This is a genomic window from Dyadobacter bucti (genome assembly GCF_005869225.1).
Lineage (GTDB): Bacteria > Bacteroidota > Bacteroidia > Cytophagales > Spirosomataceae > Dyadobacter > Dyadobacter bucti.
The window spans coordinates 119,789-141,870 of the sequence record NZ_SWFP01000003.1; the positions used below are offsets into that span (position 1 = coordinate 119,789).

Annotated in this window: 20 protein-coding genes; 15 read left to right on the forward strand and 5 right to left on the reverse strand. The window is 45.0% G+C overall.

All coding sequences use genetic code 11. The features are described from left to right. Nucleotides 1-11 precede the first annotated feature (11 nt). On the forward strand, nucleotides 12-1,193 hold the full coding sequence (locus FBF61_RS10615) for a PepSY-associated TM helix domain-containing protein (RefSeq protein ID WP_138477215.1): 1,182 nt from the start codon (nucleotides 12-14) through the stop codon (nucleotides 1,191-1,193). Between the two features lie 4 nt (nucleotides 1,194-1,197). Here the strand turns inward: FBF61_RS10615 and FBF61_RS10620 are convergent, their stop codons facing one another. After that, nucleotides 1,198-2,403: a hypothetical protein gene (locus FBF61_RS10620; RefSeq protein WP_138477216.1), complete on the reverse strand. Its 1,206-nt coding sequence runs from the start codon at nucleotides 2,401-2,403 to the stop codon at nucleotides 1,198-1,200. Between the two features lie 213 nt (nucleotides 2,404-2,616). Between FBF61_RS10620 and FBF61_RS10625 the strand changes: the two genes are divergently transcribed. From FBF61_RS10625 to FBF61_RS10655, 7 genes are all read left to right on the forward strand, one after another. Continuing rightward, on the forward strand, nucleotides 2,617-3,636 hold the full coding sequence (locus FBF61_RS10625) for a bile acid:sodium symporter family protein (protein ID WP_138477217.1): 1,020 nt from the start codon (nucleotides 2,617-2,619) through the stop codon (nucleotides 3,634-3,636). 3 nt (nucleotides 3,637-3,639) lie between these two features. Next, entirely contained in the window at nucleotides 3,640-4,263 is a 624-nt protein-coding gene (locus FBF61_RS10630) for a DUF4230 domain-containing protein (RefSeq protein WP_138477218.1), read from the forward strand. Between the two features lie 29 nt (nucleotides 4,264-4,292). Continuing rightward, complete coding sequence (locus FBF61_RS10635; protein ID WP_138477219.1) at nucleotides 4,293-5,669, forward strand: glutamine synthetase family protein; 1,377 nt, start codon at nucleotides 4,293-4,295, stop codon at nucleotides 5,667-5,669. Nucleotides 5,670-5,748: 79 nt separating this feature from the next. Then, nucleotides 5,749-6,522, forward strand: coding sequence for a glucose 1-dehydrogenase (locus FBF61_RS10640; RefSeq protein ID WP_138477220.1), 774 nt, complete (start codon nucleotides 5,749-5,751; stop codon nucleotides 6,520-6,522). A gap of 146 nt (nucleotides 6,523-6,668) precedes the next feature. Continuing rightward, a complete protein-coding gene (locus FBF61_RS10645; RefSeq protein WP_138477221.1) occupies nucleotides 6,669-8,060 on the forward strand; it encodes an aldehyde dehydrogenase family protein in 1,392 nt (463 codons plus the stop codon). Between the two features lie 14 nt (nucleotides 8,061-8,074). Continuing rightward, a complete protein-coding gene (locus FBF61_RS10650; protein WP_138477222.1) occupies nucleotides 8,075-8,776 on the forward strand; it encodes a glutamine amidotransferase-related protein in 702 nt (233 codons plus the stop codon). Nucleotides 8,777-8,835: 59 nt separating this feature from the next. Then, nucleotides 8,836-9,354 carry a phosphoribosyltransferase family protein gene (locus FBF61_RS10655; RefSeq protein WP_138477223.1) on the forward strand — a complete coding sequence of 173 codons (519 nt, stop codon included), beginning with the start codon at nucleotides 8,836-8,838 and terminating at the stop codon, nucleotides 9,352-9,354. Here FBF61_RS10655 and FBF61_RS10660 read toward each other — a convergent pair. From FBF61_RS10660 to FBF61_RS10675, 4 genes are all read right to left on the reverse strand, one after another. After that, entirely contained in the window at nucleotides 9,317-9,745 is a 429-nt protein-coding gene (locus FBF61_RS10660; protein ID WP_138477224.1) for an ATP-binding protein, read from the reverse strand. The genes FBF61_RS10655 and FBF61_RS10660 overlap by 38 nt on opposite strands. Further along, nucleotides 9,709-10,068, reverse strand: coding sequence for a DUF8612 domain-containing protein (locus FBF61_RS10665; RefSeq protein ID WP_510185890.1), 360 nt, complete (start codon nucleotides 10,066-10,068; stop codon nucleotides 9,709-9,711). Before FBF61_RS10665 ends, FBF61_RS10660 begins: the two co-directional genes overlap by 37 nt. 78 nt (nucleotides 10,069-10,146) lie before the next feature. Further along, nucleotides 10,147-12,093, reverse strand: a complete 1,947-nt coding sequence (locus tag FBF61_RS10670; RefSeq protein ID WP_138477226.1) for a KUP/HAK/KT family potassium transporter — start codon at nucleotides 12,091-12,093, stop codon at nucleotides 10,147-10,149. A gap of 88 nt (nucleotides 12,094-12,181) precedes the next feature. Beyond that, nucleotides 12,182-13,534, reverse strand: a complete 1,353-nt coding sequence (locus FBF61_RS10675) for an Nramp family divalent metal transporter (protein ID WP_138477227.1) — start codon at nucleotides 13,532-13,534, stop codon at nucleotides 12,182-12,184. Nucleotides 13,535-13,688: 154 nt separating this feature from the next. Between FBF61_RS10675 and FBF61_RS10680 the strand changes: the two genes are divergently transcribed. From FBF61_RS10680 to FBF61_RS10710, 7 genes are all read left to right on the forward strand, one after another. Next, nucleotides 13,689-14,351 (forward strand): metal-dependent transcriptional regulator, encoded by a 663-nt coding sequence (locus FBF61_RS10680; protein ID WP_138477228.1) that lies wholly within the window; start codon nucleotides 13,689-13,691, stop codon nucleotides 14,349-14,351. Between the two features lie 12 nt (nucleotides 14,352-14,363). Next, nucleotides 14,364-15,446, forward strand: coding sequence for an LptF/LptG family permease (locus tag FBF61_RS10685; RefSeq protein WP_138477229.1), 1,083 nt, complete (start codon nucleotides 14,364-14,366; stop codon nucleotides 15,444-15,446). 62 nt (nucleotides 15,447-15,508) lie between these two features. Next, a complete protein-coding gene (locus FBF61_RS10690) occupies nucleotides 15,509-16,459 on the forward strand; it encodes a glycosyltransferase family 2 protein (protein WP_138477230.1) in 951 nt (316 codons plus the stop codon). Continuing rightward, nucleotides 16,452-17,885, forward strand: a complete 1,434-nt coding sequence (locus FBF61_RS10695) for a DUF6056 family protein (protein ID WP_138477231.1) — start codon at nucleotides 16,452-16,454, stop codon at nucleotides 17,883-17,885. The genes FBF61_RS10690 and FBF61_RS10695 overlap by 8 nt, the downstream gene beginning before the upstream one ends. Then, nucleotides 17,869-19,581, forward strand: coding sequence for a glycosyltransferase family protein (locus tag FBF61_RS10700; protein ID WP_138477232.1), 1,713 nt, complete (start codon nucleotides 17,869-17,871; stop codon nucleotides 19,579-19,581). The genes FBF61_RS10695 and FBF61_RS10700 overlap by 17 nt, the downstream gene beginning before the upstream one ends. Before the next feature lie 73 nt (nucleotides 19,582-19,654). After that, complete coding sequence (locus tag FBF61_RS10705; protein ID WP_138477233.1) at nucleotides 19,655-20,599, forward strand: glycosyltransferase family 2 protein; 945 nt, start codon at nucleotides 19,655-19,657, stop codon at nucleotides 20,597-20,599. Nucleotides 20,600-20,603: 4 nt separating this feature from the next. Beyond that, on the forward strand, nucleotides 20,604-22,073 hold the full coding sequence (locus FBF61_RS10710; protein ID WP_138477234.1) for an MBOAT family O-acyltransferase: 1,470 nt from the start codon (nucleotides 20,604-20,606) through the stop codon (nucleotides 22,071-22,073). The last annotated feature ends 9 nt before the right edge of the window (nucleotides 22,074-22,082 follow it).

Sequence of the window (22,082 nt, forward strand, 5' to 3'; positions counted from 1 at the left end):
TATAGATTTCAATGACTTTTAAAAAGCTGGCCGGAAAAGTGCATCTGATTCTGGGACTTACCTCGGGTGTCGTCGTGTTTGTGGTAGCTATAACCGGGTGTATACTGGCTTTTGAGCAGGAAATAAAGAGCATCATACAACCATACAGGTATTCAGACGCTCGACCCGCAACAAGCATATTGCCTCCGTCAGCTCTAAAGGCTTTTGCAGAGAAGGCGCTGCCGGGAAAAAAGGCAAACGGGGTTTTGTACAATGTGCCCGGCAGGAATGCGGAAGTAGGCTTTTACAATATTGATCCGGAATATTACAATGTAGTTTATCTCAACCCTTACACCGGAAAAGTGGCCAAGGTATGGGACGAAGACGAAGACTTTTTCCATTTTATACTTCACGGGCATTATTACCTGTGGTTACCCGAAACCATTGGACAGTTTGTCGTAGCTTCCTTTACATTGGTTTTCCTCGTGATGATGATCAGCGGGCTGGTTTTATGGTGGCCCAGGAATAAAGCAGCCAGAAAGCAAAGGTTTTCGGTTAAATGGGATGCGGCGTGGAGGCGCAAGAACTATGATGTGCACAATGTCTTCGGATTTTACATGATGTCCATCGGGGTTATTTTTGCGGTTACGGGCTTGGTTTGGGGTTTTCAATGGTTTTCTCAGGGATTGTATACAGTGACGGGTGGAAAAGGATCCGACGAATTTAAGATTCCGCCTTCAGATACGATTTCTACTTCGGTTGTTTCATCGCCGGCAGAAGCTACGGACCGGGCATGGTATGCTTTGAAAAAGGAATATCCTGAAAATGAGGGTATCAATATCTCATTTGCCACACAGAAAGCGGAGTCGATTTACTCTTATGTTAATTTTCGGGACGGGACTTATTATAAAGTCGATTACAACTATTTTGATCAATATTCACTGAAAAAAATAACTGTTGACGGACCTTATACCGGGAAATACAGCGAGGCTAATTTGGGCCAGCTGCTGCGCCGTATGAACTATGATATCCATACGGGGGCGATTCTCGGCTTGCCGGGAAAAATTCTTGCTTTTCTTGCCAGTCTGGTCTGTGCTACGCTGCCAGTTACCGGGTTTATGATTTGGTGGGGCAGGCGAAAAAAAGGAAGCAAAAAAAACGTAAGAAAATTAAGAGCCATGAAGCCGGATCTGATGAGTAATAGCACCAACTGATTGTTCAGTTAAACAGATTCAGATCAAAAACCCGGTCGGCGGCCATGAGTAACCGTACAGGAAATGGTTCTACCCAGATAATCCTGTTAAATCCCATCGTGAATAAAAGCGGGTGGAACACACATATAAATGCCGCAACAAACAGGATCCCCCGCATCACAGGGAGTGAAGCCTCCTTTGATAAAATAAACAGCCCCATTAAAAGAAAGGGGAATCCGTATGACAAAGCCCGGTCAACGTCCTGCACGTAAACGGCAGTGGATATCAATACTGTAAATCCTGCGGCCAGGACAAAGAGCAGTGCGTACTTTCGGGTTAAACAGAGTGCGAGTACCCCAGCGCCAATTATAAGCCACATTCCTTCAAAAACCGTCCACAGGCTGCTTCCAAGTCCGTAACGATTCAAGTCTTTCAACATGATCGGCGCCCAGTCGTAGGTGTATCTGTGGTTGGGAAAGTAACTTTTTCCAATATAATAACGGAGGGCAAAATACAAAATCCAGGACATCCATATAATCTGGCTTTTACCCAGAAATGCATTTTTGATCAGTGTTTTGAAACGAAAATCGCCTGTTTCATAGGCTTTGCGCAGCATCCACCAAAGCAGGACATATCCGCCCGCGACCACTGCCCGCTCATCGGTAAAGAATGCCATCATCAGAAAAACGGAAGCTAAAGCCCGGCTGCGTGCAAGGACAGCGATCAGCAGGAAAGAATAGGCGAATGTGTCTCCGTAGCCATGAATATCCACAAATGCCCAGGAGCCGATAAATATATTTGAAAAGGCCAGAGCAAAAAGGCAAGCGGTCACCTTATCGTTCGACTGTGCATATACGTACCTTGCAATCAGATAAATGTTTCCTATACCCAGCAAAGCCTGAAGAAAGATGATCAAAATGATATTATGCCCTGTAATAAAGGATAGAAAGGGCAGCGTCCACCTGTAAATAACGGCGTTTCTGCGCGAAAAAACGCCATAGCCGATCTCTTTGGGATGTAACAGATTATCGGCCTGATTGTGTACAAATGTCCAGGCATCGAGAACACCGGAATGTTGATAAATGTACTCATGTAGCAGGGTATAAGGCGGGAAAGCCAGAAAAATGGAAACAGCCACGCACCAGAAGGTGAGCGTAAGCAGCCAGTTTCCCGATTTTAGCTTTTCTTCAAGCCAAAGCAGCGTCGATTTGTAAAAGTCTTCAAAGATCATTAAAATGATTTTTAAATATTCAGCTGGCAAATTCAAATCGAAAACTTCGTGGGCGCAGACTTGTTATTTCCAAATGTAATGAAAACAGGGAATCAAAAATATAGTCCTTGTAAGGACTTAGTTTGCGGTGTTTTGTTATTGAATATCTATATTCCCGGAAACAGAATGGATTTACCTTCGTTCTGTTAATTTACGTAGCAATTATTTTTTTGTATGAATAAAGTCGTTGAGATAGCAAGGAAATCAGGGTTAGACGGATTCATGCTCGCATTGCTGAGTATGATTCTCCTGGCTTGGTTGTGGCCCTTTCCTGGTATGAAAGAAAGCCCTGTTCCGTTGTCGGAGATCTCCACTTATGCAGTTTCGTTGATCTTCTTTTTCTATGGATTGCGCCTCAGCCCGGAGAAGCTGCGTGCCGGGCTTGTGAACTGGAAACTTCATACCATGGTGCATTTGTCTACTTTCGTCCTTTTCCCACTGATTGCCCTGGCTTTTCGTCCATTCTTTAAATCGGAAGAAGGGGAGACGCTTTGGCTTGCTATCTTCTTTTTAACAGCCCTTCCGTCTACTGTATCGTCCTCGGTAGTAATGGTTTCCATTGCCAGAGGTAATATTCCGGCGGCCATATTCAATGCAAGTATTTCAAGTTTGCTCGGCGTTTTTATTACACCGCTCTGGTTGGGGCTGGTTATGGAGTCCGGAGCTGAACATTTTGACCTTTTGTCCGTAGTCGGAAAGTTGTCATTGCAAGTACTATTACCGGTGTCGGCAGGCATCATGCTGAATAAGCGTTGGGGTCATTTTGCTGAGACAAATAAAAAGTATATCCGCTATTTTGATCAGTCTTCTATCTTGCTGATTGTGTATACATCCTTTTGTGAATCCTTCGGCGAAAACCTGTTCAGTGCGCTCGGATTAAAAGATATTGTATTTTTAGGGATAGGAATGCTGGCTTTGTTTTTCGGCATTTATTTTTTGCTGATCTTCATCAGTGATTTATTAGATTTTAGCCGGGAAGATAAGATTACTACCGTATTTTGTGGCTCCAAAAAGTCGCTGGTACAGGGTGCCGTGATGGCGAAAGTGCTGTTTCCGGGGCCGCAGGCAGGTGTTATGCTGTTACCCATCATGATCTATCATGCCCTGCAGCTGATTGCAGCCAGTATCCTCGCCCAACGACTGGCGCAGGAACCCTTGCAGCCAGAGGAGGATAGAATTATAGTTAAAAATTAACGTATGCGGTTGATATCCCTTGTGGTGCGTTTGGCAGTATTGGTTCTTTTGCTGATGGGAATCCAGTCTTTGTGGACTAATTTTCGTTCGGGAAACTGGTTTCCCGACTGGATCGGCGGCGAGGATAAAACGGAAGCTGTACATACGGTGGTTTTACAGGAGATTAGTGCAATGGGCAAGCTTGAACTTGTGAAATACAATTTCAAAGATGTGGTGGAGCAGGAAATTGTAAAAATGTGGCTTCCTAATGCCAAGGCTGTGCTGATTGTTCAGGGAGAAGCGATCGGCTGCGTGGATCTGACCAAAATCGCGATTGCCGACATTAGTTCCAATGATACGACTCTGGTGGTGAACATGCCCGATCCTGAATTATGTGTATTTAAAATAGACCACGAAAAGTCAAAGGTTTACAATACCGAATATGCTTTCATGGAGGAAGCAAGGCTGGTGCAGGAAGCCTATAAACAAGCTGAAAAACAAATCCAGAAGTCAGCATTGGATATGGGCATTCTGGATCAAACGCGGGAAAATGCAAGAAAAATCCTGACACCTGTGCTGGAAAAAGCTTCGGGAAAGAAAGTGGTCCTGAAATTTCCGATGCATGCCAAAATAGACAAGTTACGCTAAACATAGACCCGTAAAACCAAGCCCTTCTGATGAGTAAAAAAGGATTTCTGACACAACAAGAACTTGAAAGTAAAGTAGAAGACGGTTTAATTGAAACCATTGTTGTGGCTTTCACAGACCATTACGGAAGGTTGATGGGGAAGCGGGTAGATGCGGATTATTTTCTGGAAACGGTCATTAAATCGGGTACCCACGGATGTAACTACCTCCTCACTACGGACATGGCGATGGAACCGGTCCCTGGCTATGAATATGCAAACTGGGAACTTGGTTACGGGGATTTTCATCTGGTCCCGGATCTGGCAACGCTTAGAATCGCCGACTGGCTCGACAAAACAGCTTTGATCATCTGCGATCTTCATAATGAAAAATCACATGCATTAGAATCCATTGCGCCGAGGTCAATCCTGAAAAAACAGCTTGACGAACTTGGAAAGGATGATATGCAATGTTTCGCAGCGTCCGAGCTGGAATATTATCTTCTGGAAAACAGTTACAAGCAAGCTTTTGAACAAAATTATCATAATCTGACACCTGCGGGTTATTACCTGGAAGATTACCATATCATGCAGGGCACACGAAATGAAAAGTATACATCCGCCGTGCGGCGGCACCTCAAAAATTCAGGCATACAGGTTGAAACTTCAAAAGGAGAGTGGGGATTGGGGCAGCATGAGCTGAATGTCAAGTATTCGGAAGTGTTGCCGATGGCGGACAATCACATTGTTTATAAGCAATGTATGAAGGAAGTTGCGGATGCGATGGGGCTGTCGGTTACGTTTATGGCGAAATTTGTTTCTGATCAGGCAGGTTCGAGCAGTCACATTCACATGAGTTTATGGAAAGATGGTAAAAATGCATTTTCCGGAGATACTTCATTCGGCCCGGTAAAAGGTTCGGATTTGTTCCGGTGGTTTCTGGGCGGGTGGATCAAACACGTACCGGACGTGATGCCGTTTTATGCGCCGACGATCAATTCATATAAAAGATTTGTGGATGGTTCATGGGCGCCTACACGTCTGGCGTGGAGCTACGACAACCGTACTGCGGGTTTCAGAGTTGTAGGAAGCGGACAAAGCCTGCGCATCGAATGCCGTATACCAGGGGCAGACTGTAATCCTTATCTCGCGTTTGCGGCATCTCTTGCATCAGGTTTGGATGGAATACGGAATAAAATTGAGCCGCCGGAATGTTTTGTGGGGGATATTTATGCTGCGGCGCATTTACCCCGCGTCCCCTACACGCTGGCCGAGGCGACAGCCATGTTTGAGCATAGTAAGTTTGCGAAGGAAGTGTTTGGAAAAGAAGTAGTTGAACATTACACGCATTTTTTCAAAACCGAACAAAGGGCGTATGATACCTATGTGACGGACTGGGAAAGAAAAAGATATTTCGAGCAGATATAGCAAATAATGTTATCTCACTCGTAAAGAAAGAAAAACCGGCCACAGCGTGGCCACCCATTATTAACTAAAACATATCCCAATGCGCTTAGAAAATAAAGTAGCCCTCATTACAGGTGGAAGTGGTGGAATCGGACGGGAAACCGCCTTGTTATTTGCCAAAGAAGGAGCCAGAATTGTTGTTACCGACGTAAACGATGCAGCCGGTCAGGAAACGGCTGATGAAATTAAAAGCAATGGGGGAGAAGCCTTTTTCCTTCATTCCGATGTCTCGAAAGCGGCTGACTGTGAAGCGGCAGTTGCATTTGCAGAAGAGAAATTCGGGAAACTGAATATCATTTTCAATAATGCGGGTATTATGCATAGCGACGATGATAACGCCATGACGACGGAGGAGTCTATCTGGGACCTGACGATGAATATCAATGCCAAAGGCGTTTTTCTGGGTTGCAAATATGGTATTCCGGCTTTGCAAAGAGCAGGTGGCGGCTCTATTATCAATACGGCATCCTTTGTAGCAATTCTTGGTGCGGCAACTCCGCAGGTGGCATACACTGCGAGTAAAGGTGCTGTTCTTGCACTGACACGTGAACTGGCAGTTATCCACGCCCGGGAAAACATCCGTGTCAATGCTTTATGTCCCGGTCCGTTGCGTACTGAGCTGTTAATGAAGTTTTTAAATACAGAAGAGAAAAAGCAGCGCCGGTTAGTGCACATTCCGATGGGGCGGTTTGGAGAGGCAAAAGAAATGGCTTACGCCGCACTTTTCCTGGCATCAGATGAATCATCATTTGTTACGGGAACCGATTTCCTCGTCGATGGCGGAATTACTTCTGCTTATGTGACGCCGCTCTAAACGGGAGAAATGGGAGGAGGGAAGAAAGGGGCGAGGAGAAAATCGAGGAACCGATAAATTTATTAAATTAAAAAAAGAGCGAATCAGGGATTAGGGAATATGGTACTTCCTCCATCCTCCCTTTCCTCCTTCCTCCATCTAATAATATGTCAATACAAAAAACAATCAGCCCTATTGACGGCTCGGTCTATGTGGAACGCGAGCTTGCCGATTCTGCCGCGGTGGAATCAGCTTTGAGTAAAGCTGTGCTGGCGCAGAGAGAGTGGCGCAAAACTTCGTTGGCAGAACGGGAAGCAATTTGCCGGAAAGCCGTTGAATATTTTCTGAACAACGCGGATGAAATTGGTCTGGAACTTACCTGGCAAATGGGCCGGCCCGTGAGATATACTGCGAATGAGATCAGAAAAGGGTTTCAGGAGCGGGCCAACTATATGATATCTGTGGCAGAACAAGCGCTGGCGGATGTGGAAGTTGCCGAAATTTCAGGCTTCAGGCGGTTTATACGCCGCGATCCTTTGGGAGTAGTATTTGTAGTGGCTCCCTGGAATTATCCCTATCTGACATCGGTCAATTCGGTTATCCCGGCTATTATGGCTGGCAATGCAGTGATTTTGAAACACGCGCAGCAGACACCGTTGTGTGCCGAGCGTTATGCAGCTGCATTTGAATATGCCGGTTTACCAGAGGGCGTTTTCCAGTACCTGCATCTCAGCCATGAACAGGTGGCTGGCGTGATCGGTGACAGCAGGATCGATTATGTGGCATTTACCGGTTCGGTTGAAGGCGGACATGCCGTACAGAATGCAATCAATGAGCGGTTTATTATCGGTGGCCTGGAACTGGGCGGGAAAGATCCAGCTTACGTACGTGCCGATGCCAATTTGGCTGATGCCGTTGAAAACCTGGTGGACGGGTCCTTCTTTAATTCAGGACAATCCTGCTGTGGAATCGAGCGGATTTATGTTCATAAAGATGTTTACGACCAGTTTATAAATGATTTTGCCGAACTGACAAAAACGTATACGCTGGGTAACCCGCTGGAACAGGCTACTACGCTGGGACCGATGGTCAGGACGTCGGCGGCGGATTTTGCCCAGAAGCAAATTGATGAAGCTGTTCAAGCCGGCGCCAAAGCATTGATTGATCCGGCCCTTTTTCCTGAACATAAATCTGGCACTCCCTATCTCGCGCCTCAGGTATTGGTGAATGTGGATCATTCCATGCAGGTGATGACGGAGGAAACTTTTGCCCCGGTAGTCGGTATTATGCCTGTGGACAGTGATGAAGAGGCGATCCGATTGATGAATGATAGCCAGTATGGCCTTACTGCTTCAATCTGGACAACCGATCTTGATACTGCTTTACAAATTGGTGAACAAGTGGAAACAGGGACGTGGTTTATGAACCGTTGCGATTATCTGGACCCTGCACTTGCCTGGACGGGCGTGAAAAATTCCGGTCGCGGATGTACACTTTCGACGGTCGGTTATGAAGCGTTGACCAGGCCGAAATCATTCCATTTGAAAATTAACGCCTAATACATCGGATTGAAATGAAAGTCGGACTACTGGAATGCGATCATGTTCGGGAGGAATTGCTGCAAATTGGAGGGGACTATAATCAGATGTTCCCGTCCTTATTTTCAAAAGTGGCGCCTGATTGGGAGTTTGAATTCTACGACGTTTGCAATAATATTTTTCCCGGGTCCGCAAATGCATGCGATGTTTACATTTGCACGGGATCCAAAAGTTCTGTTTACGACGATGAGCCATGGATTGCCAGGTTGAAAGAATTTGTCCGTGAAATCCAGCACTCCGGCAAAGCATATGTCGGAGTGTGTTTCGGGCATCAGATGCTGGGCGAAGCATTGGGTGGAAAGGTCCGGAAATCGGAGGTTGGCTGGTGTGTGGGTGTGCATCATTTTGAAACAATAAAATTTCAGAACTGGATGATGCCGGCCCGGTCTTCGTTCGATCTTCTGATGATGTGCCAGGATCAGGTCGTGGAGCTTCCCGAGGGCGCAGTACTGCTCGCTGAGACTTCTGATTGTCCCTTTGCCATGTTTCAGGTTGGCGACAATATGCTGGGAATTCAGGCCCATCCCGAATTTCCAAAAGCATATGATCAGGCTTTGATGGAATTACGGGTGGAGCGGATAGGGAATGCAAAAGTAGATCTTGGAATAGCCAGTCTTGAACTCCCCACACATGAAATCATCGTGGCAGAATGGATAAAGAACTTCGTTACGTTATGAAGTAGCGCGATGTATTCTTAATTTTACGAAGGCTTAGTTTAGTACCAATCAGACTTAAAATGACCAGCAGCAGCACTATTTCCCGGAGGCAGATACTCAGTTCCCACCAGACGGGTCAGAAAATCCGGCGGATTGCTTTTGAAATATATGAGCAGAATTTTGAGGAAAAAGGTATCATCATCGCAGGTATTGCTGGCGAAGGGTATGCTTTTGCCAAAAGGCTTGCTGCCGAACTCAGTGACATTTCTCCCCTTGACGTTCAGTTCATCGAACTCCGTTTTGACAAACATATTCACCACCAGAGCCCGATCTTGTTTGATAAAGACATAGTTGTCGAAGACCAGGTGATAGTGATCACCGATGACGTACTTAATACCGGAAGGACGCTGGCTTTTGCTTTGGAGCCGTTTTTGAAAGTCAGGATGAAAAAGGTGCAAGTTGCTGTTATTGTTGATCGCAGCCACCACCTTTTTCCGGTTCATGCTGATTACGTAGGATATTCGCTCAGTACCACCCTCACGGAACATGTGGAGGTGATCCTCAGTCTGCCGGAGGAAGAAGGTGTTTATTTGAAATAGGATTACATTTTTCTTTTCTGATCCAAATATTCACACTTACAACATAGGCATAGATGGCCCAAGGGACGAAACTCAATTTAATGCCATTCAGCTCAACTGTACCTTCTTTGTCTATTGTTGTTACCAATGCGGATTTCAGGTTGTTCTTTTCACAGAACTGGAAAAGGCTTTTTGATTCCTCGGCTCTTGCAAAATAACGATTACTCCATTTGACCTCAATGGTCCAGTTGGGCTTCTGGGATTTTTCATCGAGGCTTACCATGTCCACCTCTCCGTTGAATTTACCGGACGACCATCTTGCATACCAGGGAGTAAACCAGTCGCGGTGCATCCATTGGGAGAAAATGGCGGTTTCTACCATAGTACCGATGGCATCGTCCGTTGCCTGCAATGGCGAAAAAGTGCGCTTCGGAGCGACGGATTTGTGAGGAATACCTTATAAAAATTTGCTCTCTGGAATCGTTTGGGATTGTCGTCGATCCGGTGGACAAGGCGTATAAGAAAAGCCGCTTCCAGATATTCGAGGTATTTTTTCAAAAGGTTCTTATCAATTCCGCTGTTTTTAGATAAGGCATCCAGTGATACTTCTGTCCCGCAGAAATATACCAGCGTCGGAAAAAAAGCATTTAATTCCTGAACATCCTGAATTCCGTACAAGCTGGGCAGATCGCGAAGCAATACTTTGTCTACAATGTCACTTTTGATATACCTAATTTAATGTAGATCGATCTATACTAAATTGACATTTTTGTCGGAATGAGAAAAACCCTATGATTTTGATTCTTATTTTCACTAATTATAAACCCGTCTCAGTTTAATGTTTTCTACCGGACGGATAATCAGCGGTACTTTTTCAATTTTTACGGAACTGCTGTCCAGTCCAAACCACTTGTCTTCCGGCGTCGTAAAGTCTTTGACAAAGAAGTAAGTTTTCATGACGAGCTGTTCAACGAAAGGCAGGTCGTTTTCAAAAGAAAGAAAGCGTTCGAGTACAACGAAACGAAAATCCCCGGTAATGTTCTGGCGGTTCAGGGATTCATACCGGCTGGTAATGTCCACTTCTTTGTTCATCACCATATCTTCCACTACTTTCCTGAAGAACATATTGATCCGCTGGTCAACCCTGAACCCCAGCCTGAAATTAATTTTGATGACATTATCATTGTTATCATCGTCGGAAAGGACCTTGTATTCCATAGTGTACGGATCATCGGTAGTATCCACGTGGATAAACCAGTACACATCCGCACGCTTCGGCCTTTTCTGAAAAATCGAATAAATAACCTTGGTTTCAATTTCCGTTGCCCGGGAGGCATTGGTCATAAACACAAGGTGTGTAGTGTATTTCGGGATGCTGATATCCCGGCTGAGCTCGTGCAGCGCTGGAAGATATTTTTCAAGCTTGGTATATTCAGTCAGACGCAGTTTGATATAGAATGCTTTCAGCCAAACGGTCATCAAGCCAGCGACCAGTGCGCCGATCATGATTGTAAACCAGCCGCCGTGCGTAAATTTAAGCAGGTTGGCGCCGAGGAACATACCTTCGATACACAGGTACAAAAGCATGAAAGCAATCACGATCCAGAGATTGACCCTTTTGATATACAAATAGTAAGAGAACAAAATGGTGGTCATGATCATTGTGAGTGTGATCGCCAGACCGTAAGCAGCCTCCATATTAGATGATTTTTCAAAATAGAGCACTACTCCCGAGCAGCCCAGCCATAAAAGCCAGTTGATACTCGGTACATACAATTGTCCTTTTTGATCACTAGGGTAAACCAGGCGGACTTTTGGCCAGAAATTCAGCCGTATAGCTTCGGAAATGAGTGTAAATGAACCTGTGATAACGGCCTGGCTTGCTATAATGGCGGCCAATGTAGCGATGGCAACGCCTGGTAACAGCCACCATTCAGGCATGATTTCATAAAAAGGCTTGCGGGAATTCAGCAGATTTCCCATTTCGGAAATAAGCCATGCACCTTGCCCGAAATAGTTGAGCAACAGACATATTTTGACAAATATCCAGCTGATCCTGATATTCTCGCGTCCGCAATGTCCCAGGTCGGAGTACAATGCCTCGGCTCCGGTCGTACACAAAAACACAGCTCCAAGTATCCAGAAACCACCAGGGTGCTTGGCAATAAGGTCAAAACCATAGGCAGGATTAAACGCTTTGAGGATTTCAGGATGCTCAATAATCTGAAAAAGACCGAGCACGCCCAGCATGACAAACCAGGTGACCATAATCGGACCGAATGCACGGCCGACTACTTTGGTACCAAAAGCCTGGATGACAAATATCAATGTGAGAATCCCGATAACAATGGGGATAGTCTGGATGTTGGGATACAAAAGCTGTAAACCCTCCACAGCAGAGGAAACTGAAATGGGCGGGGTTATGATACCGTCGGCTAAAAGCGTACTACCTCCGATCACCGCCGGAATGGTCAGCCATTTGGCGTGCTTCCTAACCAGCGCGTAAAGTGCGAATATCCCTCCTTCGCCTCTGTTATCGGCACGTAAAATAAGGATTACATATTTGATGGTGGTCTGGAGGGTCAAAGTCCAGAAAATGCAGGAGATAGCCCCGTAAATAATTTGCTCCGTTATCTTCTCACCGAGAATAATGGCCTGCATTACATATAGCGGAGAGGTTCCTATATCGCCATAAATAATGCCAAATGCAACGAGTACTCCTGCGGCGCTAACCTTGTCGGTATGATGTTTGGATTCCATTAACCTTTTTTGAAAAAATCGTTGAAAGTTAGGAAACCAAAGTCAAAGAAGATATCTGAAGCCGCAAATTTAATTTACGCACCGGTTTTTATCCGCTGAAAGTATTGAAAAGGAGGTAGCCGTTCAAGGCGATGATAATCAGTGTAATTATCCAGCTTAATGCAGTAAGGAGTTTAGAGTTCGCAAAGCTGCCCATGATTTTACTTTGAGATGTAAAAAATACGAGCGGCACAACTGCAAAACTCAGTTGTAAGGATAAAATTACCTGACTGAAAACAAGCAGCTCAGCAGTACCTTTTTCTCCGTATAGTGAGGATACGATCAAAGCAGGAATAATTGCGATGCCGCGGGTAATCAGCCGTCGCAGCCAAGGTTTCAGGCGGATGTTCAGGAAACCTTCCATCACAATCTGTCCCGCCAGCGTGCCCGTCAGGGTCGAACTCTGGCCTGACGCCAGTAGTGCCAGGGCAAAGAATATGCCTGCCATGCTCACGCCGAGCACAGGGTCCAGTAAATGATAAGCATCGGTAATGTCGGCAATTTCAAAATGCCCGTTGGCATGAAAAGCAGAAGCAGCCAGAATGAGGATCGATGCATTGATAAAAAATGCGAGTGCCAGTGATACCGTGGAGTCAATCGTAGCAAAACGAATAGCCGTTTTTTTGCCTTCCTCATCTCTTTTAAAAGCACGGGTCTGAACAATGCTGGAATGCAGGTACAAATTGTGCGGCATAACCGTCGCACCGAGGATTCCGATAGCAATATAGAGCATGCCGGGATTGGTGATGATATCTTTTTTAGGCAACAATCCATTCGTAATTCCTGCCAGGGAAGGTTCTGAAACAATCATTTCATACAAAAAGCTTAGCAGTATGATGCTCATCAGACCAGCCACGATGCTTTCGATGATCCGGAAACCTTTTTGCTGAAAATATAGCACAATCAGAACATCAAAAGCGGTAAACAAGACGCCTACCGGCAAAGGGATACCGAACAAAAGGTTGAGCGCAATCGCAGACCCGATCACTTCTGCCAGGTCGGTTGCAGCAATTGCAATTTCTGAAAGCACCCAAAGCACAAAGGACACCGGCCTGGAATAATAATCGCGGCAGGCCTGCGCAAGGTCCCGTCCGGAAGCAATCCCGAGTTTGAGCGACAGGTGTTGCAAAAGCATCGCAAAAAGATTTGAAATCAGGATTACCGACAATAATGCATATCCAAACCGGGAACCACCTTCGATATCAGTTGCCCAGTTGCCCGGATCAATGTAGCCCACGGCGACCATCAGCCCTGGCCCGGTGAAAGCCATCAGTTTTTTCCAAAAGCCAGCTCCTTCCGGGACTTCAATAGTAGAATGGACCTCTGAGAGTGAAGCCAGCTGATTGGAGTCATCCATTCCTTTTTTCTGCAGAGATTCTTTCAATTTTATGTGGTCGATCATTTTACGAGCCTTCGAAATAAACAATTCACTAGTGCTGAAATCAAAGATAAGGAAAATGTTGGTTTCATTTTTAGGGTAGTCTAAATTTTTTTTATTATGGTTTGTAAATTGTACTTTTACCAAATAGTAAGATAGAAATCGGTGTATACCTGAGATGCAAAATTCCTTCACAGAAGAAAATTACCTAAAAATTATCCACGCGCTTTCCGGAAGGGACGGCCTGGAAGTGAGCACAAACGCCCTGGCGGAGAGTACTGCTACCCGTGCAGCGTCGGTAACAGACATGCTGCGGAAACTAGCAGAGAAAGGCTTGATCCATTATAAAAAATATCAGGGAGTGAGGCTCACGGAGCTAGGCGAAAAAGTAGCCATCAAAGTGATCCGAAAACACAGGCTCTGGGAAGTTTTTCTTGTAGAAAAGCTAGGTTTTGGCTGGGACGAAGTGCATGATATCGCAGAAGAACTTGAACATATTCCCTCGGAAATCCTGGTTGAAAAGCTGGACATGTTTCTGGGGCATCCGCGTTTTGACCCGCACGGAGATCCTATTCCCGACGCCAAGGGCAATCTCACAGACCCGGACTATCATGTGCTGACGGACATCAAGCCTGGTGAAAAGGTTTTGATGATGGGTGTTCTGGATCACGCGCCTTCTTTTTTACAGCATCTGAACAGGTCGGGTATTACACTGGGCTGTGTAATTGAAGTGAAGGAAATAAATGAATATGATAAATCTGCTTCCGTACAAATAAATGGCGAACAGACGTTGTTTATCAGTCTCGAGGTATCTAAAAATTTACTGGTACAATTTCGGTGAGACGCCCCAGCCATGAGATTTAAAATATTGGACCGTTATCTGATCAAGAATTTTCTGATAACGTATGTGTTTGTTGCTTTCGTGATCGTGCTGATCATCTGTATGATCGACTATACAGAGAAAGTCGATGACTTTCTGGATAAAAAAGCGCCGCTCAATGAAATCATCATTGATTATTATCTTAATCTGATTCCTTACTGGATCAACTATATCAGTCCGCTGATGGTTTTCATCGCGACTGTTTTTTTTACTTCACGCATCGCGGCCCGCACCGAAATTGTTGCCATGCTGAGCAGTGGAATTAGTTTTGGTAGAATGCTTTTGCCATATATGGCGGGGGCGGTTGTGCTGGGGATCCTCACTTTTGTACAGGTCGGCTGGATTTTACCGAAGGCAAATAAAATCCGTAACAGCTTCGAAAAAACTTACGTGAAGCAGGAATTCTATTTCAGCGGGCACAATGTGCACATTACGATAGCACCGGATGTATACGCTTATCTTGAAAGTTACAATACTGCAACACAGACAGGAAACAAATTCACGCTTGAAACGATCAAGGGAAATCAGCTGATCCAGAAATTTTATGCTGACAAAATTGTCTGGCAGCCCAAGAAAGGAAAATGGACTTTACAGAATTATCAGGTCCGTACACTCGACAGCCTCGGTGAAAAACTGAGCAGCGGTATGGAGATAGATACCACCATTAATCTTTCCCCCAAGGATTTTGAAAGTGATTATAATCTTTTTGAGACATTCACGCTGCCGGAACTGAACGCTTACATTGATCTGCTGAAAAGCCGGGGCGCCGACGGTCTGGAAGTTTATCTGATCGAAAAATATATCCGGTTTACGCAACCCTTTGCAATTCTGATCCTTACGGCCATAGGTGTGATTGTATCGGCCCGAAAGAGCAGGCGAGGCGTGGGCTGGCAGATCGCACTGGGTTTTATGCTGGCGTTTATCTACATCCTGTTTTTTCTACTGTCCAAAGGCGTGGCGGAAGCCGGTACCATCAATACACTTTTTGCGGTATGGCTACCGAACATCGTTTTTTCATGCATAGGGTTGGTTTTATATAAAACATTGCCCCGCTGACAGAAAAGGCGCATGTTAATATATTACTGCTATTTTTGTCGATTCAATCAAAAGGATCTTATATGAATCCAACCCGTTTACTTTTAGTAATACCTTGCTACAATGAGGAGTCCATCTTGTACCTGACCTATTCTAAACTAAACAGTTACTATAACAGCATTAAGGAGCAGGGACTGATTGCGCAAAACAGCCGGATTTGTCTCGTTAATGATGGGAGCAGGGACAAGACCTGGGATATCATTGAGGAATTGTGTGAACGTGATGCCGACATTATCGGTGTGAGCCTGTCGAGGAATTTCGGGCATCAGAGTGCTATTATGGCCGGCCTGGAACACAATATCGATGATTTTGATTGCTTTATTACCATTGATGCCGATTTGCAGGATGATATCAATGCGATCACTGGCATGATCGAAAAACATGGCCAAGGAGCGATGGTAGTGTACGGAGTCCGGGGCGACAGGAGCTCCGACAGCTGGTTCAAGCGTTTTTCAGCAGAAGGATTTTATATTCTCATGCAAAAAATGGGCGTGCCGGTAATTTTCAACCACGCGGATTTCAGGTTAATGGACCGCCGGGTGCTCAAAGAACTCGGCAATTTCAAGGAAATTAACCTGTTTCTCCGGGGCATTGTCCCGCTGGTCGGTTTCCGGAATGATAAGGTGGTTTATAACAGACTGGAACGCGAGGCGGGGGAAACGAAATATCCGTTAAGCAAAATGCTTCTTTTCGCCTGGAACGGGATCACTTCCTTTTCTACCTTTCCAATGCGCCTGGTACTTTATTTTGGCCTTTTTAATTTTCTGGTCGCGATGGCCATCGTGGTTTATATCCTTTTTTCCTACCTGGTGGGGTATACAGTTCCGGGCTGGACTTCCACAATGCTTCCGCTCACATTTTTCAGTGGTTCCAATATGATGGCACTTGGCCTGATAGGTGAATACATCGGTAAGATATATGAAGAAGTAAAAGGACGCCCCCGCTACATTATTGAAAAAATTGTCAATGAATAGATTTTATAGAAAATACCGCATTTTTGGCAACTGGGTCAACATTTTGTTGATGTTCACAGTGCTCCTTCCTTTACTTGCGCTGTCGTATTACAATCACCCTTCACCTGCAGACGACTATTGTTACATTGACACTGTTTTTAAATTCGGGTGGCTCGAAGCCATGAACTATTATTATTCAGGATGGACGGGCCGTTATTTCGGGATTTTCCTGAATCACTCCAATCCGCTGTTATTTCACTGGGTAAACGGCTTTAAAATATTGCCGGCAGTATTACTCTCCGGGTTGGTGTTCGCATTGTACAGCCTCTTCCGGCATCTGACACCGACATTGTCCAAAATGGCTCATTTCGGTTTTGCCGGGGTTGTTTTTTTTCTTTACATATTAAAAATGAGCAGCATTGCCGAGGCATTTTACTGGATGGCTGCTTTCGTGACTTATACGATTCCCAACATTTTTACATTATTATGGATCGTCCTGGTATTACGATGGTACCGGCAGGATACACAGCCAGCCAAGATTTTATTGGGTTTTCTGTCAGGATTTCTGGTATTCGCCGTGATCGGAAGCAGTGAAACCAATCTCCTGATCATGGTCCTGCTGATAGGGGCGTGGTGGGCCTATCGTTTGCTTTTTCATCGGAAGGTCGACGCGTTCATGGTCGCCATGCTGCTCGTTTCGGCAGCTTCCTGTTATTTCTATTTCAGCTCACCGGGGAATCAGGCGCGTATCGGGGGTAATCCGCTCGGGGGCAATATTCCGTTTTCAGTTCTGTCATCTTTTGATAAGCTTGGTACGTTGAGTTACGACTGGGTTTTTCGGACACCGCTTATTTTCTTTTCCCTTGCCTGGCTGATCGTACTTTCACGGTTGTCGGCAGGTGCGAGAAATTATTTTTCAATTCCGGTATGGTATGCAATATTATTGTTCATAGGCGTTCTTGCGGCCCAGTTGTTTCCTTCCTATTATGGTGTGGGTATAGAGCCCACGGCGCGCGTGATCAACTGCGTTTATTTCTTTTTCCTGATCGGCTGGTTTTATGTGATCGGAGTGATATTTCACCATTTCCGAACAAGCAAAAACGGTCAGTTCCCTTTTTCAGTCGCGAGGTACGGAGTTTTGTATGCAGTATTAATCTTGTCGATAGGGTTATCATTTTTTAAAAGCATGAATGTCCGCCTGGTTTACACCGACCTTCTGAAAGGGAAAGCCGCAGCATTCGATAAGGAAATGTGGGAACGGTACGCGACCATCAGAAATACCAAAGAGGACGTTGTTTATCTCGACCCGATCCGTTCCAAGCCGTTATCTATATTTTACGACGACGATATCAAAGCCGATGAGGGTCACTGGTGGAATAAATGTCTGGCCGGGTATTTTGGAAAGAAAACCATTTATTTGAAAAATCCGGATGGTGACCAGCAATAAAAAGATCCTAGTTGGTTCTGCAATGGTGCTGCCCGTTTTGGTCTGGATGTTTGTTATCCTGTACTATTCGGTTAATGTGCCTTGGTATGACGATTTCGACCCTTTTCCGGATTTTCTGCGTCATTGGATCGCCAATGATTCTTTTTTCGACAATCTGAAGCTCCTGTTTAAGCCCAATAACGAGCACAGAATGGTCATCGGTAAACTCGTTACCCTTCTGTATTTCAAACTTACTGGGACGCTTAATTTTACTTTTCTGCATATTGCCGGCGCCTGCTTTACGTTGGGAACGCTGACTCTGTTCTGGCTGGCATTCAAAAAAAACAATGTGAAATGGTGGTATTTTTTACCGGTGCCGTTTCTGCTCTTTCAATTGCAGTACCATCTTGTATTCCTTTGGGCAATTTGCAGCCTGCAGCATCAGCCCGTTATTTTCTTCGTATGTCTTTCCATGTTCCTGTTGTCGAGAAATCGTTTCGGCTGGGCTGTTTTTGCAGGTCTATGCGCTACTTATGCGATGAGCAACGGAATTTTTGTGTGGGTGGCAGGAGCCGTTGTTTTGGTGCTAAGAACAAGTTACAGGCAGCTTTTGCTCTGGCTTCTTGCCGGTGTGATAGCGGTAGGGTTTTATTTTTACGGATTGTCAGCGCAGGGAAATGAATCCAGCATGGCATTTTTTATAAAATACCCGCATTTATCTGTTCTGGGGTTCTTTGCGTTTTTGGGCGGACTATTCGATCTCTTTCCGGAGAAATCCATCTTTGCCCGCTCGGTACTACCTGTTTTGATGGGATTCACGGTGATGATCTGGATTGCAACCTGGCTTCTTCGTCAGATTGTTCCCTGGCTAAAAAGTACATTAAACTGGCCCAGGACTATCCCCGCCTGGCTTAAAACCGACAGTCCGCAGCAAAACGAGACCAAAAGCCTGAATGAATTTTTACTCGGTATTTTAGTATTTCTGCTGGTTAATGCATTCGTCATCGGCCTTTTGCGTCCACGTTTTGGGTTTTTTGTAATGATTGTCAGCAACTACAAGATGTATCCCGCGCTGTTTTTGATTGTGGCCTATGCTGTGTTTATCACATCTTCCGTCAGAGAAAATATCAGGCAAAGGGTATTTTTATTGTCAATAACATTGAGCATCGGCATCTGGGTCATGTCCATTTTTACTTACCTGCCAGGTATTGCCGAACGAAGAAAATATCTTTTGGTCAATGCATTTAACCAGGAGCACGAGGCATTTGGCCTGGGACACGTACCTTTTTCGGAAGGGGCAAGGTACGTAGATGTGCTGATGAAGAACATGGTGGATTCCGGGGTGTACAAATATCCTTTGGAGCCGTCGGTTCTCGCCAAAAAAGCATTTGCGATCACTACCAGCATTTCCGACGGTGAGAACATCAGCATAACTACCTCTGACAATTCTTTTTTGATCAATGATCCCGAAGGAGAAATCTCCTGGAACCGATACGACGGCGAATATGCCTTTGTGCGAAACAGTCAAAGATTTTATTTCTTCAAAATGACCGCACATAAATACACGGGGAGAAACCCTTTCCGGCAATACGATACAGGTTCTGGTGTGGAAATTCCTTTTGCTACCCTGAAACCCGGAGAATATGATCTGGGCATTGCCAAAGTCCTGAAAGGGAAAACGACCGGCGGAGTTCTCAAAAGAATCACAATCCCCTGACGAAGGATTTTTTCTATAATACGCCGAAACGTGTATTTTTGCCTTCATTGCTCAAATCGAAAAACCAAAGAATTTGAAAATTCCACAAATATCTATTGTTGCTCCGCTTTACAACGAGTCCGAAACATTCCCTCTGCTTGTTGAGCGTATCAATGCTTTAATGGATTCAAGTCCGCTGGCGATTGAAGTTGTATTAATTGATGATGGGAGTAAAGATGATACCGCCCTCAGGATGCGCCAGCTTGCACTTACAGACGAACGGTACCATGGCGTATTTTTGTCCAGAAATCATGGTCATCAGCTCGCACTTACGGCAGGAATCGCTTCGGCAAGAGGTACGGAGGCTATTTTTGTAATTGACGGTGATTTGCAGGACCCACCTGAACTGCTTCCTGATTTTTATAAATTGTTACAGGAGGGCAATGATGTGGTATACGCCGTCCGGAAAAAGCGAAAAGAAGGTTTTGTGAAAAAAACAGGATATCATCTTTTCTATCGGTTGCTCAGGTCCATATCTTACGTGGAAATTCCGCTCGACAGTGGAGACTTCGCGCTGATCAGCCGGCGGGTGGTGGATGTGCTCAACAAAATGCCTGAGGAAAGCCGTTATCTGCGCGGAATGCGCTCCTGGATCGGTTTCAAGCAAATAGGTTTTGAATATGAAAGGGACGCCCGGGCTGCAGGGGAGTCTAAATATTCCTTCAGGCAATTGTTTGGACTGGCCTATAACGGTATTTTCAATTTCAGTGAGTTTCCGATCAAATTTATGAGCAGGATGGGTGTGCTGGCCATTCTGATTTCACTGATCTACTTTTTGACGGTGGTGGTCAAAAAAATGTTTTTTTCACATGTGATCGAGGGTTTTACATCATTGCTTTTTGTGATCATATTATTTAGCGGGGTACAATTACTGGCGCTGGGAATTATCGGGGAGTATGTACTCCGTATATTCTTTCAATCGAAAAACCGCCCTTTGTTCATTATAAAGGAAGAGATAATCAATCGCGAGTATATCTGATCGGATGGTTTTTAACTCAATACAGTTCATCATTTTCTTTATTGTCGTTACGCTGGCGTATTTCAGTCTGTCGTGGCGGGGCCGTTGGATGCTTTTGCTGGCAACCAGCTGCTATTTTTATATGGTTTTCAAACCGGTATTCATACTGATACTGTTTGGTACCATTATCATCGACTATTATGCGGGCATCTGGATAGAAAAATCAAAAGATCCCAAACAGAAAAAACTGCTGTTAATCATCAGCCTGATCTCTAATATCGGGATCCTCGCTTTTTTCAAATACTACGATTTTTTACAGGATTCGGTCAATAGCGTGCTCAATAGCATGGAAATCCGATCGATCGTCCCGCCGCTGACACGGTTGATACCCCCGAGGATCGCTGAATGGATGGTGACTGGTGAAGGCAGAGTGCTGCTGCCGATCGGGCTGTCATTCCATACTTTCCAGGCTATGAGCTACACAATTGAAGTGTACCGTGGAAATCAGACTGCCGAGCGGCATTTCGGGATTTATGCATTGTACGTCATGTTTTATCCCCAGCTGGTGGCGGGGCCTATTGAGCGTCCGCAGCACATGCTTTTCCAATACCACTCTTTTTTCAAATATGATTTTGAGCAGGTTAAGCAAGGTCTGATGCAGATGGCGTTTGGTATGTTCAAGAAAATTGTCATTGCCGACCGGCTCGCGGAAGTCGTTGATTTTAATTACAATGATATAAATGGCACCAATGGCCTTTCTTTGCTGGTCGCCACCGTATTTTTTGCATTTCAGATCTACTGCGATTTTTCGGGGTATTCCGATATCGCAATTGGCGCGGCCAGGGTGATGGGTTTTACATTAATGGACAATTTTCGTTCGCCTTACCAATCCAAATCGGTGGCCGAATTCTGGGGCAGATGGCATATTTCCCTGTCTTCCTGGTTTAAAGATTACCTTTATATTCCACTCGGAGGAAACCGGAAAGGAGAATTTAGGAAATACATCAATCAGTTTATTGTCTTTTTAGTCAGCGGATTGTGGCATGGTCCGAGCTGGAATTTCGTGATCTGGGGTGGGCTGCACGGGACCTACCAGGTAACCGCATCCATTCGGGACAAATGGATGAAAAAGGCAGGCATCGATATTCCCAAAAATAATTTCACAAATGCACTAAGCGTAATTTTTACCTTCATTCTGGTAACATTCGCCTGGGTATTTTTCCGTAACAAGGAAGCACCTGTTAAAAGGTCGTTCACGATTTTGGGTAAAATTGCAGACCTTTCCTGGGCAGACCCCTTGCTTACTCCTTTCAACAATGTCGAAATGTGGTTTTGCGTCTTTCTGGTAGCTTTCCTTTTGGTAAAAGAACATTATTACGAGAAGATCCCTACCGGAAGCACAACGCTGTTTTTCATTTTATTTCCGTTAATTGCCTTTCTGACCTATTTCCTGGGTCTGGTAACGGAAAACCAGTTTATATATTTTCAGTTTTAGAAAGCTGAT

Bases quoted from the DNA above. Each gene is read 5' to 3' on its own strand.
- FBF61_RS10615 (WP_138477215.1), top strand. From the start codon at position 12: ATGACTTTTAAAAAGCTGGCCGGAAAAGTGCATCTGATTCTGGGACTT.
- FBF61_RS10620 (WP_138477216.1), bottom strand. From the start codon at position 2,403: ATGATCTTTGAAGACTTTTACAAATCGACGCTGCTTTGGCTTGAAGAA.
- FBF61_RS10625 (WP_138477217.1), top strand. From the start codon at position 2,617: ATGAATAAAGTCGTTGAGATAGCAAGGAAATCAGGGTTAGACGGATTC.
- FBF61_RS10630 (WP_138477218.1), top strand. From the start codon at position 3,640: ATGCGGTTGATATCCCTTGTGGTGCGTTTGGCAGTATTGGTTCTTTTG.
- FBF61_RS10635 (WP_138477219.1), top strand. From the start codon at position 4,293: ATGAGTAAAAAAGGATTTCTGACACAACAAGAACTTGAAAGTAAAGTA.
- FBF61_RS10640 (WP_138477220.1), top strand. From the start codon at position 5,749: ATGCGCTTAGAAAATAAAGTAGCCCTCATTACAGGTGGAAGTGGTGGA.
- FBF61_RS10645 (WP_138477221.1), top strand. From the start codon at position 6,669: ATGTCAATACAAAAAACAATCAGCCCTATTGACGGCTCGGTCTATGTG.
- FBF61_RS10650 (WP_138477222.1), top strand. From the start codon at position 8,075: ATGAAAGTCGGACTACTGGAATGCGATCATGTTCGGGAGGAATTGCTG.
- FBF61_RS10655 (WP_138477223.1), top strand. From the start codon at position 8,836: ATGACCAGCAGCAGCACTATTTCCCGGAGGCAGATACTCAGTTCCCAC.
- FBF61_RS10670 (WP_138477226.1), bottom strand. From the start codon at position 12,093: ATGGAATCCAAACATCATACCGACAAGGTTAGCGCCGCAGGAGTACTC.
- FBF61_RS10675 (WP_138477227.1), bottom strand. From the start codon at position 13,534: ATGATCGACCACATAAAATTGAAAGAATCTCTGCAGAAAAAAGGAATG.
- FBF61_RS10680 (WP_138477228.1), top strand. From the start codon at position 13,689: ATGCAAAATTCCTTCACAGAAGAAAATTACCTAAAAATTATCCACGCG.
- FBF61_RS10685 (WP_138477229.1), top strand. From the start codon at position 14,364: ATGAGATTTAAAATATTGGACCGTTATCTGATCAAGAATTTTCTGATA.
- FBF61_RS10690 (WP_138477230.1), top strand. From the start codon at position 15,509: ATGAATCCAACCCGTTTACTTTTAGTAATACCTTGCTACAATGAGGAG.
- FBF61_RS10695 (WP_138477231.1), top strand. From the start codon at position 16,452: ATGAATAGATTTTATAGAAAATACCGCATTTTTGGCAACTGGGTCAAC.
- FBF61_RS10700 (WP_138477232.1), top strand. From the start codon at position 17,869: ATGGTGACCAGCAATAAAAAGATCCTAGTTGGTTCTGCAATGGTGCTG.
- FBF61_RS10710 (WP_138477234.1), top strand. From the start codon at position 20,604: ATGGTTTTTAACTCAATACAGTTCATCATTTTCTTTATTGTCGTTACG.